Annotated in this window: 11 protein-coding genes; 5 read left to right on the forward strand and 6 right to left on the reverse strand. The window is 53.7% G+C overall.

Annotated elements, in window-relative coordinates; translation table 11 throughout:
* Positions 1–30 precede the first annotated feature (30 nt).
* A complete protein-coding gene (hutG, locus tag M2371_RS09490; RefSeq protein WP_259267538.1) occupies positions 31–828 on the reverse strand; it encodes an N-formylglutamate deformylase in 798 nt (265 codons plus the stop codon).
* Positions 812–2041, reverse strand: coding sequence for an imidazolonepropionase (gene hutI, locus M2371_RS09495; RefSeq protein WP_259267539.1), 1230 nt, complete (start codon positions 2039–2041; stop codon positions 812–814). Before hutI ends, hutG begins: the two co-directional genes overlap by 17 nt.
* 205 nt (positions 2042–2246) lie before the next feature.
* On the opposite strand from hutI, the gene M2371_RS09500 reads away from it, so the two are divergent.
* Together M2371_RS09500 and ves are read left to right on the forward strand one after the other, a co-directional pair.
* On the forward strand, positions 2247–3611 hold the full coding sequence (locus tag M2371_RS09500) for a formimidoylglutamate deiminase (RefSeq protein ID WP_259267540.1): 1365 nt from the start codon (positions 2247–2249) through the stop codon (positions 3609–3611).
* Positions 3611–4156 carry an environmental stress-induced protein Ves gene (gene ves / locus M2371_RS09505; protein ID WP_034494766.1) on the forward strand — a complete coding sequence of 182 codons (546 nt, stop codon included), beginning with the start codon at positions 3611–3613 and terminating at the stop codon, positions 4154–4156. Before M2371_RS09500 ends, ves begins: the two co-directional genes overlap by 1 nt.
* Here the strand turns inward: ves and hutC are convergent.
* On the reverse strand, positions 4143–4889 hold the full coding sequence (gene hutC / locus M2371_RS09510) for a histidine utilization repressor (protein WP_172894695.1): 747 nt from the start codon (positions 4887–4889) through the stop codon (positions 4143–4145). The genes ves and hutC overlap by 14 nt on opposite strands.
* Before the next feature lie 160 nt (positions 4890–5049).
* On the opposite strand from hutC, the gene hutH reads away from it, so the two are divergent.
* Together hutH and hutU are read left to right on the forward strand one after the other, a co-directional pair.
* A complete protein-coding gene (gene hutH / locus M2371_RS09515; protein WP_259267541.1) occupies positions 5050–6594 on the forward strand; it encodes a histidine ammonia-lyase in 1545 nt (514 codons plus the stop codon).
* Between the two features lie 17 nt (positions 6595–6611).
* Entirely contained in the window at positions 6612–8297 is a 1686-nt protein-coding gene (hutU, locus tag M2371_RS09520; protein WP_259267542.1) for a urocanate hydratase, read from the forward strand.
* Positions 8298–8301: 4 nt separating this feature from the next.
* Here hutU and yddG read toward each other — a convergent pair whose 3' ends face one another.
* Together yddG and nadE are read right to left on the reverse strand one after the other, a co-directional pair.
* Positions 8302–9192: an aromatic amino acid DMT transporter YddG gene (yddG, locus tag M2371_RS09525; RefSeq protein WP_259267543.1), complete on the reverse strand. Its 891-nt coding sequence runs from the start codon at positions 9190–9192 to the stop codon at positions 8302–8304.
* A 114-nt stretch (positions 9193–9306) separates the two neighbouring features.
* Positions 9307–10131, reverse strand: coding sequence for an ammonia-dependent NAD(+) synthetase (nadE, locus tag M2371_RS09530; RefSeq protein ID WP_259267544.1), 825 nt, complete (start codon positions 10129–10131; stop codon positions 9307–9309).
* Between the two features lie 256 nt (positions 10132–10387).
* Between nadE and osmE the strand changes: the two genes are divergently transcribed.
* Positions 10388–10726: an osmotically-inducible lipoprotein OsmE gene (osmE, locus tag M2371_RS09535; RefSeq protein ID WP_034494777.1), complete on the forward strand. Its 339-nt coding sequence runs from the start codon at positions 10388–10390 to the stop codon at positions 10724–10726.
* Positions 10727–10778: 52 nt separating this feature from the next.
* On the opposite strand, the gene katE is transcribed toward osmE, so the two are convergent.
* Positions 10779–13037, reverse strand: a complete 2259-nt coding sequence (gene katE, locus M2371_RS09540) for a catalase HPII (protein ID WP_259267545.1) — start codon at positions 13035–13037, stop codon at positions 10779–10781.
* Positions 13038–13144 lie beyond the last annotated feature (107 nt).

The raw sequence follows: 13144 nt of genomic DNA on the forward strand, positions 1-13144 counted from the left end.
CTTTTTACCCGTCATCCACCGTTTTAAATCTCATGCAATCTGCTGGGCGCTACTCAACATCGAACGAATAAACTGCTCAAGCAGCGGTTGTAGTTTTTCTGCTCGCTCTTCACGCCATGCGAACGGCACTTGTTCATCCATATAATTACACTGCGCAAGTTCTAGCTGCACTGCGTGAATGCCTTGCGACGGTTGCCCGTAAGCGCGGGTGATATACCCACCTTTAAAGCGCCCGTTTGCCACCCAGCTATATTGGTTTTGCGAGGCCGCACAGGCCACCAGGTGTTCTTCAATCAGCTCATCGCAACTTTTACCGCCGTTGGTGCCGAAATTCAGATCCGGTAATTTGCCGTCGAACAGACGCGGAATATGGCTGGCGATGGAATGCGCATCGAACAAAAGCGCGTAGCCGTGTTCGGCTTTCATTCTCTCTAGCTCGCTCTGCAATTGCTGATGGTACGGCTGCCAGATAGTGTCCAGCGCAGCTTTACGCTGCTGCGTATTGGGTTCTTTGCCGGGAATAAAAACGGCTGTGCCATCGAACAAGGTTTCGGGATACAGGCCAGTGGTCGCCGTGGTATAGAGCGGTTTATCATCGGCGGGGCGGTTAAGGTCGATAACCATCCGCGAATAATTACCGACAATCACACTCGCGCCGAGTGCGCGGGCAAATTCATATAGCTTCGGGATATGCCAGTCGGTATCCGGCAATGGGCGTGCCGCATCGCTCAGGGCCGACTCAACTTCTGGCGTTAATGCGGTGCCTGCGTGAGGGATGCTGACCAATAGCGGCAGTTTCCCACGGCTGAAATTAAAAGGTGCTGTCACGTTTCTCTCCCTGATAAATCACGGTGCAGGGCAATTGCCCCCCTAACCAATAGACCAGTTCAGCCGGACGTGCCACAGGCCAGTGCACAAAGTTGGCAACTTTCCCGCATTCAAGACTGCCGTGGCTTTCTCGAATTCCCAGCGCCTGTGCCGCGTGAAGCGTCACGCCCGCCAGCGCTTCTTCTGGCGTCAGGCCAAATAACGTACACGCCATATTGAGCATTAATCGCAGCGAAAGTACCGGGGACGTGCCAGGGTTTGCATCACTGGCGACGGCCATCGGCACGCCATGTTCGCGGAACGCAGCGACCGGCGGCTGCTGTTTTTCGCGCAACAGATAAAACGCACCCGGCAGCAGAACGGCCACGGTATTCCCTGCGGCCATCGCTTGCGCGTCGGCATCGGTGGCGTATTCAAGATGATCGGCAGATAACGCCTGGAAACGTGCCGCCAGGCTGCTACCCGCCAGCGCGGAGAGTTGTTCGGCATGAAGTTTGACTGGCAATCCCAAACCGCGAGCAGCAGCAAAGACTTTTTCAGTTTGTGCCGGACTGAAAGCCAGATGTTCGCAAAAGGCATCAACCGCATCGGCCAGTTTTTCTTGTGCCACACGAGGGAGTAACTGCTCGCAAACCACGTCGACCCACTTATCGCCATCGCCGCTAAATTCTGGCGGTATGGCGTGCGCGGCCAGGCAGGTGGCATACACTTCAACCGGAAGCATTTCTCCGAGTTGACGAATCACACGCAGCATTTTGATTTCGTTGTCGATATCCAGGCCATAGCCCGATTTGATTTCGACGGTGGTCACGCCTTCTTTTAACAAGTGTTGCAGGCGCTGATGTGCGGAGTTCAGCAGCTCATTTTCGTCAGCTTCCCGCGTGTGGCGAACGGTGGAAATAATCCCGCCGCCCTGGGCCGCTATTTCTGCGTAGCTCATGCCGTTCAGGCGCATTTCAAATTCGGCGCTGCGATCGCCGCCAAAAACTAAATGCGTATGACAATCGATAAAGCCCGGCGTCACGATTCCGCCGTCAAAATGGTGATGTTCAGTGGCGGTGATTTCAGGAAGCTGCGCCCGCGCACCGAGCCAGACGATTTTCCCCTGATGCACCGCGATAACGCCATCTTCAATCAAGTGGTAAAGACCGTCTTTCATCGTGACCAGGGTTGCGCCACTCCACAGGCTGTCGCAGGCGCGAGGATAAGTCATGACATTCTCCATATCAGGTTGTATAGACAATTGACTACAAGCTAGCGCAGCATGTTGAGTTGAGCAACCTGGTTGCCGCTAAAGCAGCAGGCAACCCCGCGTTTTGTTGTCCGTCACACAATTTTTTAGCAAACGACGGATTTGGTTTGCGTCGGCACGAAATAATCGCTAAATCATTGGCATCGCAAAAGAAGGAATCAAATCTATGCCAGCATTTTTTGCACCAGTTGTCATGCTCCCACAAGGCTGGGGACACAATGTGCGCATTACCGTCAATGAACAAGGGACGATAACTCATGTTGAGGCTGGCGCTACAAGCGAGGAGGCCACGCTGCTTCCCGGTGTCGTGATTCCTTCTATCCCGAATTTGCATTCGCATGCTTTCCAGCGGGTGATGGCGGGGCTGACGGAGGTCGCGGGCAATCCGCAAGATAGCTTCTGGACGTGGCGCGATGTGATGTATCGCATGGTGCAAAAACTGTCGCCTGAACAAGTTGGCGCTATTGCCACACGCTTGTATATCGACATGCTCAAGGGCGGCTATACGCAGGTTGCAGAATTTCATTATTTGCATCATGACGTTAACGGAAAACCGTATGCATCAGGCGATTTGATGCTACAGCAACTGCTGCTTGCTGCCGATAACAGTGGGATAGGGCAAACATTGTTGCCTGTGCTCTATAGCCATGCGGGATTTGGCGCGCAGCCTCCTGCCGTTGGGCAGAAAAGATTTATTCAGGATGTCGACCGTTACTTGCGCCAGCAACAAGCGCTGGGCAATGCGTTGCGTCGCTATCCGTTGATTAATCATGGCCTGTGTTTCCACTCATTAAGAGCGGTGACGCAGGAACAAATGGAAGATGTGCTGGAAGCAAGCGACTACCGAATGCCGGTGCATATTCATATTGCCGAGCAGGAAAAAGAGGTCGATGACTGCCTTGCCTGGAGTGGCGAGCGTCCGGTGGAGTGGCTGTATAACCGCTTTGCAGTGGATGACCGTTGGTGCCTGGTTCACGCCACGCATTTGTCGCCGGAAGAGTTAACCCAAATTGTTGAAAGCCGCTCTGTGGCGGGGTTGTGTCCCACTACCGAAGCGAATCTCGGTGACGGTATTTTCCCGGCCACGAATTTCATTGCGCAGGGCGGGCACTGGGGGATTGGCTCCGACAGCCATGTTTCGCTGAATGCGCTCGAAGAGTTGCGTTGGCTCGAGTACGCGCAGCGTCTGCGTGACAAACGCCGCAATCGTATCGTGCTGCCAGAATTGCCGCAGGTGGGTGAAGTGTTATGGCGACAGGCGGCGGTGGGGGGCGCGCAAGCGTGCGGCGTCACTATGGGCATGATAGCGCCGGGGCAACGTGCCGACTGGCTGGTGCTCGAGCGTGATTCCTGGCTTGCGCACATAGAAGATTACGCGTTGCTCAACCGTTGGATATTTGGTGGGAGCCGTGAACAAATCAGAGATGTGTGGGTTGCCGGGAAGCAGGTAATCAGCGACAGGCAGCACCCGCTCGATGTACAAAGCAATACACAGTTTGCGCAGGTGATGCGCACCCTTCAGGAGTGGTGATGGAATTTTTTGATATACGGAAAGTGCCCGTCAGTTTGTGGCGTAACGGGGCTGGAGAAACCCGCGAAATTTGCTGCTTTCCACCCGCAACGCGTGATTTTAACTGGCGCGCCAGTATCGCTTCGATCGCCAGTAGCGGTGAGTTTTCGGCGTTCCCACAGGTTGACCGCGTCATCACTTTGCTCGAAGGGGGCGAAGTGGTGCTGGATGCAGGAAAGGCGTTTCGCCATACCCTGAAACACTTCCAGCCGTTTGCTTTTGCCGGTGATTACACGGTAAAAGCCGAGCTGAAACAAGGGATGTCGATGGATTTTAATATCATGACGCACCGTGACCGTTGCCGCGCCAAAGTGCGTGTGGCTGACCGCTCGTTTACCACCTTCGCACCACGCGGCGGCATTGTGTACGTATTAAGCGGCGAGTGGCAACTGGGTGACAAACTGCTCAAGGCGGAGCAGGGCGCATGGTGGCAAGATGGCCGCCACACTTTGCGCTTGCTGAAATCGGAAGGGAAACTGCTGTTTAGTGAAATCACTTACCTGTAAAACTGCCTACCAACTGATAACGTGAGCCTGGATACAACAGCCGGGCCACTGTCACCACCTGAGAATGATGCCAGGTGCGGCGCTGAATCAACAAACAAGGCTGGCTAGCGGTCACTTCAAGCAATCCTTGTTGCGTTTCGTCGGCGAGCACTGCTTCCACAACATGTTCGCCTGAGGTTAACGGCGCAACTTTGCTCAGGTAGTGGTGCGGTGTGAACAGGCGAAAATCCTGGTGTAGATAATCAGCAGCGAGCGCCGGATTGACGTAGCGTGTTTCCAGTTGCACCGCCATATCGTTATCGTAATGAACCAGTTGCGAGTAAAACAGCGGCTCGCCGATGTTAATCGAAAAAGCGTGCGCCAGCTTTTCATCCGCATTGACTTGCTCAAGAGCAACGACCTGGTTGCGATAATGATGGCCACGGGCGGTAATTTCTTCGGCAATGCTGCCCACTTCCAGCATTGCGGTATGGCCTTTTTGCTCGGCAACAAATGTTCCGACACCTTGCATCCGCACCAGCCAGCCTTCTCCAGTCAGTTCCCGCAACGCACGGTTAATCGTCATTCGGCTGACATTAAGCGCGTTGACCAACTCAGTTTCCGAAGGTACTCGCTGGTGGGCAAGCCAGTTACCGCTGCGTATCTGGGTGATTATTCCCTGCTTTACACGCAAGTAAATGGGCGCGGGTAAATCGCTGATGGCGGCGCGTAATTGGGCGAGAGTCTCAGACATTAGCGGTTCCTTGATTATTTCATTTTGCGGTGAAAGCGCGATCCCGCTCACTGTTCAATAAAAATTACCTATGACGTGCTGGCGGTCATTTGGGTTTATTAGTTAGGTTGTCTATACAACTCTATACGTTCATACGAATTGATGCCATCAGGATGTCGCTATGTCCCTGCAAAAAAAGCTGTGCTGTCTCACTCCAGGGCGTGTAACGCTCGCCACGCTGCGTGAAATCTACCATGGAACCGTCACTCTGAGCCTTGATTCGCAGGCCGTTGAGGCAGTCGCTAAGTCCCAAAAAACCGTTGAGGATATCGTGAATCACGGCGATGTGGTTTACGGGATTAACACAGGTTTTGGCAAACTGGCGCAAACCACGATTGCAAAAGAGCATCTTGCTGAGTTGCAACGCAATCTGGTGCTTTCCCATAGCGTCGGCCTTGGGCAACCTCTGCCGGATGATGTTGTGCGCCTGGTGATGGCGAGCAAAATCATCAGTCTCGCCCGTGGTCATTCTGGCGTGCGTATGAAGGTTATCGATAGTTTGCTGAGCTTGTTTAACGCGGGCGTGATGCCGGTGATCCCTGAAAAAGGGTCTGTGGGTGCCTCGGGTGATTTAGCGCCGCTGGCGCATCTTTCCCTGATGCTGCTGGGCGAAGGCAACGTGCGTATCAACGGCGAAGAACTGCCTGCCATTGCCGGGCTGAAAATTGCCGGTGTCGAGCCATTAGTGCTCGGTCCAAAAGAGGGGCTGGCGTTGCTCAACGGCACCCAGGTTTCTACTGCACTGGCGCTGCGCGGTTTGTTTGAAGGCGAGAAAGTCTTTGGTGCCGGGCTGGTGGCGGGCGCGTTATCCCTTGAAGCCATCAAAGGCTCGGTGAAACCGTTCGATGCCCGTATTCATGAAGCGCGCGGGCAAACCGGGCAAATTGACGTCGCGGCAGCGGTCAGAACGTTACTGGACGGCAGTGAGATCGTCGATTCCCATCAGCACTGTGGTCGTGTGCAAGACCCGTATTCGATTCGCTGCGTGCCGCAAGTGATGGGCGCATGTCTCGATAACCTGCGCCATGCGGCTCGCGTGCTGCAAATTGAAGCCAACGCCGCATCTGATAACCCGCTGGTGTTTAGCGAAACGGGCGAGGTGATTTCTGGTGGTAATTTCCATGCTGAACCCGTCGCGTTCGCCGCAGATATTATCGCCCTGGCAGTGGCAGAAATTGGCGCAATTTCCGAGCGCCGCCTGGCGTTGTTGTTGGATACCGGGCTTTCTGGCCTGCCGCCATTCCTGGTGAAAGAGGGCGGGATTAACTCAGGCTTTATGATTGCGCAGGTCACTGCCGCCGCTCTGGCGTCAGAAAACAAATCGCTGGCGCATCCAGGCAGCGTTGACAGCCTGCCAACGTCGGCAAACCAGGAAGATCACGTTTCGATGGCGACCTACGCGGCTCGTCGTCTTGGTGATATGTGCTTCAACACCTCCGCAGTAGTGGGAATTGAAGCGATGGCGGCAGCTCAGGGGATTGAATTTTCACGCCCGCTGCGTAGTTCACCGCTCATGGAACAGGTATTCAGCGGCGTGCGTGAGCGCGTGGCATTCCTTGATAAAGACCGTTTATTGGCACCCGATATTGAAAGCATGCGCCAGTGGGGTGCCAGCGGCGAACTGCCTGCGGTGATTACTCAACTCTTTCCTTCTACATCGGCGTGATGCCGGGAGCCACTACAATGACTGAATCTGTAAAACAGGCGGTAGCCCGCACGGTACGCGCTCCACATGGCACCACACTGCACTGCGAAAACTGGTTGATCGAAGCGGCTTACCGCATGATCCAGAACAATCTCGATCCGGATGTCGCCGAGCGCCCGGAGGATCTGGTGGTGTACGGCGGGATCGGCAAAGCGGCACGCAACTGGGAATGCTTCGAGCAGATCCTTGCCTCGCTGCGCACGCTTAAAGCCGATGAAACACTGCTGGTGCAATCCGGTAAACCGGTGGGTATTTTCCGCACTCACGCGGATGCGCCGAGGGTATTGATTGCCAACTCAAACCTTGTGCCGCATTGGGCTAACTGGGATCATTTCCATGAGCTGGATAAAGCCGGGCTGATGATGTACGGCCAGATGACCGCCGGCTCGTGGATTTACATCGGGGCGCAGGGCATTGTGCAGGGCACCTTTGAAACCTTTGCCGAAGCAGGCCGCCAGCATTACGGCGGTGATTTACGCGGCAAATGGATTCTGACTGCGGGCCTGGGCGGAATGGGCGGCGCACAGCCGCTGGCGGGTGTTCTGGCCGGGGCTTCTGTTTTAGCTATCGAGTGCCAGGAGTCGCGTATTGATTTCCGCCTGCGTACCCGTTACCTGGATTATAAAGCGACGAATCTGGATGAAGCGTTAGCGATTATTGAGCAGGCCAATGCGGAGAAAAAAGCTATATCTGTGGGCCTGCTGGGTAACGCGGCAGAAATTTTGCCTGAACTGGTCAAACGCGCGAAAGCGGGTGGGATCAAGCCTGACATCGTGACCGACCAAACGTCGGCACACGATCCGATCAACGGTTATTTGCCGTTGGGCTGGACGGTGGATCGCTGGCAGAGGGAAAGATCCACGCAACCTAAAGCAGTAGAAAAAGCGGCGCGTGAGTCAATGGCCGTGCACGTTCGTGCGATGCTTGATTTCTGGGAAATGGGCGTCCCGACGGTGGATTATGGCAATAATATTCGCCAGGTGGCTTTCGATGAAGGCGTGGAAAATGCCTTTGATTTCCCTGGCTTCGTTCCGGCCTATATTCGCCCGCTGTTCTGCGAAGGCAAAGGGCCATTCCGCTGGGTGGCGCTGTCGGGCGATGCGGAAGATATTGCGAAAACAGACGCCAAACTCAAAGAGTTATTCCCGGATAACCAGAACTTGCATCGTTGGCTGGATATGGCGCAAGAACGCATTGCTTTCCAGGGATTACCGGCGCGTATTTGCTGGCTGGGACTGGGAGAGCGTCATCTTGCCGGGCTGGCGTTTAACGAAATGGTGCGCAACGGCGAGCTGAAAGCACCGGTGGTTATCGGGCGCGACCATCTGGATTGTGGCTCGGTGGCATCACCCAACCGTGAAACGGAATCAATGAAAGATGGTTCTGATGCGGTTTCCGACTGGCCATTGCTGAACGCACTGTTAAATACCGCAGGCGGTGCGACCTGGGTGAGTTTGCATCACGGCGGCGGCGTGGGAATGGGCTTCTCGCAACATGCCGGAGTGGTGATTGTGGCCGATGGCACACCGGAAGCGGACGTGCGTTTGGGGCGCGTATTGTGGAATGACCCGGCAACTGGCGTGATGCGCCACGCCGATGCGGGTTATGCGAGCGCCATTGAATGCGCGCAACAGCATGATCTTAAACTACCGATGGTGAAATAACGCGTTAACTATAACGGCGGGTCGCTAACCAGCACAACAATGACCCGCCGACCACCATCATCACACCCTGCCAGAATCCCCAGCCCGGATGCAAACCTAACCACAAACTCGCCATTAACGCCGAAAGCACCGGCGTAAAGTACGAGGCCGTCGCCAGTAACGTCATATTTCCGCGCTGAATACCGTGGTTCCAGGCCGAATAGGCTATTGCCGTGGAAGCCCCCATAAACAACAGTTGCAGCGTTGCAGGCAGCGTAAAGTGAATCGGCGCTTCGCTCACGAAGGCAAATTTTACCCACAGCACCGCGGCGGTGGCGCAGAAAAACAGTGAAACGCCGTTCTTCCCGTCACTCCAGCGGCGCGTAATATTGCAGTACAGCGCCCAAATGAGTGCTGCGGCAAACGCCAGGCCGTACGCCAATGGGTTATCGAGAATGTTGTGCCACATTTGCAGCGGCGACCAGTCACCGTGCCCTTTCATCACCTGGACGATACCCGCAAGCGAAAGTGCAAGCCCCGGCCATAACCACAGGCTGCTACGCTGCTGGTTGATAAACAGCGCCAGTAAGATGGTCAGGCTCGGCCACAGGTAATTAATCATCCCGAGTTCTAAAGACTGCGTGCGGGTGTGTGCCAGGCCAATCGCTAAGGCGAGGAAAATTTCATAAGTGACAAATAAAGTGCCGCCAATCCATAAATATCGCTGAGGGATTTCACGGACTTTGGGTAAACCGCGAGCCAGGCACAGGCAAATTGCGCTGACGGTGTAAATCAGCGCCGCGCCGCCAACCGGGCCAAAATGTTCGCTGATACTTCGCAGTAAACCAACCGAGGTACTCCAGAGGAGAATGGCCAGCAGACCAAAGGCCGTGGCGCGTTTTGCAGAGGTGTCCATGTATTTCCAGAGAGGTATTGTCGGATGACGCTTTGCTTATCCGACCTACACGCGAGAACGGGTTTTCGTAGGTCGGATAAGCGCAGCGTCATCCGACGCTATTTTCAGAAAGGGTTATTTCCAGAAATCATCAAACACAGTGATCGGCGTGCGACGCTTGTGTTCGGTTTTCAGATACCAGCCTTCAATGATTTTGCTGGTGCCTTCATCAAGCGTTTTGCCTTCAAGGTAATCATCAATCTGCTCGTAAGTCACACCCAGTGCGGCTTCGTCCGGCAGAGAAGGGCGATCGTCTTCGAGGTCAGCCGTTGGCGCTTTCTGGTATAAATGCTCCGGGCAGCCCAGGGTTTTAAGCAACGCTTTACCCTGACGTTTATTCAGACGGAAGATTGGGTTGATATCGGTGCCACCATCGCCGTATTTGGTGAAGAAACCTGTTACCGCTTCTGCGCCATGGTCAGTCCCGACCACCACGCCTTTGGTCATTCCGGCAATGCTGTATTGCGCTTTCATACGTTCGCGGGCTTTTTCGTTGCCGCGAATAAAATCGCTCAGTTCGATACCCGCTTCGCGCAGCGCTTGTTCGCTCGCAAGCACAGCACCTTTGATGTTCACGGTTAATACGCGGTCGGGCTGGATAAAGGTGATGGCGTCCTGACAATCTTGCTCATCGGCCTGCACGCCAAACGGCAAGCGCACCGCAATGAACTGGTAGCTCTCGTCACCGGTTTCTTCGCGCAGTTCGCTGATGGCGGTCTGGCACAGTTTGCCGGTCAAGGTTGAATCCTGACCGCCGCTGATGCCCAGCACCAGAGATTTAATAAAGGGATATTTTTTCAGATAGGCCTTCAAAAAATCGACGCTGACACGAATTTCTTGTGCAGGATCGATCTGCGGTTTAACCCCTAGTGCCTGGATAATCTCTTGTTGCAGAGCCATTTAAACCCTCCGATTGAAATTCACCTGCGCGTGCAGGTAGATTGATTAAAACTAACCTTTTGTAGGTAAAACGACAAGACTCATGCGGGGGCATGGGAACCATTTGGCGCGATTTAGAGCGATTTAGCGCTAACATGGTGTTTTGTATAATAATCCTAAAATTTGTTCATTTGGTCTGCTTAGTTGATAAAACCTCTTTTATATTCCAGGCTTATCTAACACGCATGAGCAATACCCTGAAAAACGAGGATAAAATATGAACAAGACTTTTGCAGGAATTTTAGGTGCAGCAGCGGTGATGACTATGCTTGCGGGTTGTACGGCATATGACCGCACAAAAGATCAGGTCGCGACGCCAGTCGTGAAAGATGTGAAAAAAGGCATGAGCCGTGAGCAAGTGCAGCAGGTTGCCGGTAAGCCTTCTTCTGAAGTGACCATGATTCACGCGCGCGGAACTTGCCAGACTTATATTCTTGGCCAGCGCGATGGCAAAACAGAAACTTATTTCGTCGCACTTGATGACACCGGGCATGTGATGAATTCGGGTTATCAGACTTGTGCTGAGTACGATACCGATCCGCAGACTAAGAAATAATTCCCGTTATTTCTGAAAAAGCCGTCACTGATGTGACGGCTTTTTTTATGGCTTATGCCGGGATATGAGCGATTTTGTTATGCCGTGACCAGACGCGGTGGGCGGCTAAAGATTTCAGGAAATCATCGGTAAATGATTTTGTGACGGTGTCACCTTCTACAACACCTTCTTCACCCTGCGCATCAATCGCCAGTTTAGATTTGAACTGGCGGGCATCCCCTGCGAGACCAATTACTTTTAAGTGCTTATAGGCTTCGAGTAAATAGTAAGCCGCATCCCCATTATCGAGAATTGAACTCAGGTCGCCTCCCGGCACAATGACCGCATCGACTGTGACCGAAGGTGAACCCGCAAAGGTTGCGTCGATGGGCAATAGAGAACCGTCATCAGCAGCCACTTCACCCATACGGGCAAACAGCAATTTGGTGTGCACGCCTTCACTTTTTAACGCTTTCATGGTCGCCAGCACATCCGCTGCATTCGCTTTTTCACTGAGCAAAATCGCCACAACACGGCCTTTTACGGAACCACTCGGCACCGCATAAAGGCTGAGGCTCGGGTCTTTCTTCAATCCGTTGACGTCTTTCGGCGGTGCGACATGCATTTGCTCGTGTGATAGTTCGATGCCGAGGTTTTCCGCAACCGGCTGAGCGAGGGAAATATCGATACGTGTGAGGTGATCGAGCACGCGTTCACGAATATAGGGTCTGACGACCTTCGATAATTCAAAGCTAAACGCGCTGATAATATGCTGTTGTTCAACTGGCGTCTGGCTTTGCCAGAACAGGCGCGGATGGGAGTAATATTCACCAAATGATGGGCTGCGCTCACGGATTTTATGCCCTTCAACGCGCGTCTGGTAGCTTTCGAAACCTCCGCGTTTCGGGCCAGGAGGCGTTTCACGCGGCCAGTTATCGTTAATTGAATTCGGCTCGTAGTTTGCCGGATTGCTGTCGATATCCATGCGGTGCATGCCGTCACGCTGGAAGTTGTGATACGGGCAGGTTGGGCGGTTAATCGGGATTTCGTGGAAGTTTGGCCCACCCAGACGGCTGATTTGTGTATCGGTGTATGAGAACAAGCGCCCCTGCAAGAGCGGGTCATTACTGAAATCGAGTCCAGGAACAATATGGCCCGGATGGAACGCCGCCTGTTCGTTTTCGGCAAAGAAATTATCCGGGTTGCGATTAAGCGTCATTTTGCCCACCAGGTGAACCGGGACCAGTTCTTCAGGGATCAGTTTAGTGGGGTCCAACAGGTCAAAGTCATACTTGAATTCGTCTTCTTCTGGAATTAATTGCAGCCCCAGTTCGTATTCCGGGAAATCGCCTGCCTCGATAGATTCCCAGAGATCGCGACGGTGGAAGTCCGGGTCACGGCCCGTGAGTTTTTGCGACTCATCCCAGATAAGAGAGGCTTTGCCGGCGGTCGGTTTCCAGTGGAAGCGCACGAAAGTGGCTTTACCTTCGGCGTTAATCATGCGGAAGGTATGGATCCCAAAACCTTCCATGGTGCGATAACTACGCGGTAAACCACGGTCAGACATCGCCCAGATGACGTTGTGCAACGTTTCGGGTTGAAGCGAAACATAATCCCAGAAGGTGTCGTGGGCGCTGCCGCCTTGCGGGATAGCCCAGTGCGGCTCGGGTTTAACGGCATGCACAAAATCCGGAAACTTATGCGCGTCCTGAATGAAAAACACCGGGGTGTTGTTACCGACTAAATCGAAAATCCCTTCTTCGGTGTAGAACTTGGTGGCAAATCCACGAATATCACGCACGGTATCGGCGGAGCCAGCGCCGCCCTGGACGGTAGAAAATCGAACGAATACCGGGGTGATTTTGTCAGGGTCAGATAAGAAATCGGCTTTCGTGACATCAGATAAATTTTTATACGGCTGGAAATAGCCATGCGCTGCTGAACCGCGGGCGTGAACGATACGCTCGGGAATACGTTCATGGTCAAAATGGGTGATTTTTTCCCGCAGGATAAAATCTTCCAGGAGCGTAGGCCCACGCGTACCTGCGCGCAGTGAATTTTGATCGTCGGCGATGCGCACACCCTGGTTGGTGGTGAGCGGGAAGTTTTCACCGTCTTTGCGATGCACATCGAGCGATTTCAGCTTTTCATTGGAAGTATCCGGGCTTTTGAAACTCCCCGCAGCGGTGGGCTGTGCACCGGGTGGCGTCGGTTCTGCGGAAGGGCGGTGTGAGCCGTCTTCGGGTGCCAGCGAATCCATTCCGGGTTTTGATTCATTGGCGTCATGTATCGGTGCATTGTGGCTAAGCGGATGTTTATCGTTCGTCGACATTGAACACTTCTCCTGATTTAGTCTTGTTATAAAGATGCTTGGTATGATCAAAACATCTTTAACTATAGGACAAGGTCATCTCAACGCGAGACGAGAAGGGCAGTTCT

The sequence above is a fragment of the Buttiauxella sp. BIGb0471 genome (assembly GCF_024807715.1).
In the GTDB taxonomy this organism is placed as follows: domain Bacteria; phylum Pseudomonadota; class Gammaproteobacteria; order Enterobacterales; family Enterobacteriaceae; genus Buttiauxella; species Buttiauxella agrestis.

What these genes read in the sequence shown, in the direction of transcription:
- yddG (WP_259267543.1), bottom strand. Translation starts at nt 9,192, where the DNA reads ATGGACACCTCTGCAAAACGCGCCACGGCCTTTGGTCTGCTGGCCATT.
- osmE (WP_034494777.1), top strand. Translation starts at nt 10,388, where the DNA reads ATGAACAAGACTTTTGCAGGAATTTTAGGTGCAGCAGCGGTGATGACT.
- hutU (WP_259267542.1), top strand. Translation starts at nt 6,612, where the DNA reads ATGACTGAATCTGTAAAACAGGCGGTAGCCCGCACGGTACGCGCTCCA.
- hutH (WP_259267541.1), top strand. Translation starts at nt 5,050, where the DNA reads ATGTCCCTGCAAAAAAAGCTGTGCTGTCTCACTCCAGGGCGTGTAACG.
- nadE (WP_259267544.1), bottom strand. Translation starts at nt 10,131, where the DNA reads ATGGCTCTGCAACAAGAGATTATCCAGGCACTAGGGGTTAAACCGCAG.
- katE (WP_259267545.1), bottom strand. Translation starts at nt 13,037, where the DNA reads ATGTCGACGAACGATAAACATCCGCTTAGCCACAATGCACCGATACAT.
- hutC (WP_172894695.1), bottom strand. Translation starts at nt 4,889, where the DNA reads ATGTCTGAGACTCTCGCCCAATTACGCGCCGCCATCAGCGATTTACCC.
- M2371_RS09500 (WP_259267540.1), top strand. Translation starts at nt 2,247, where the DNA reads ATGCCAGCATTTTTTGCACCAGTTGTCATGCTCCCACAAGGCTGGGGA.
- hutI (WP_259267539.1), bottom strand. Translation starts at nt 2,041, where the DNA reads ATGACTTATCCTCGCGCCTGCGACAGCCTGTGGAGTGGCGCAACCCTG.
- ves (WP_034494766.1), top strand. Translation starts at nt 3,611, where the DNA reads ATGGAATTTTTTGATATACGGAAAGTGCCCGTCAGTTTGTGGCGTAAC.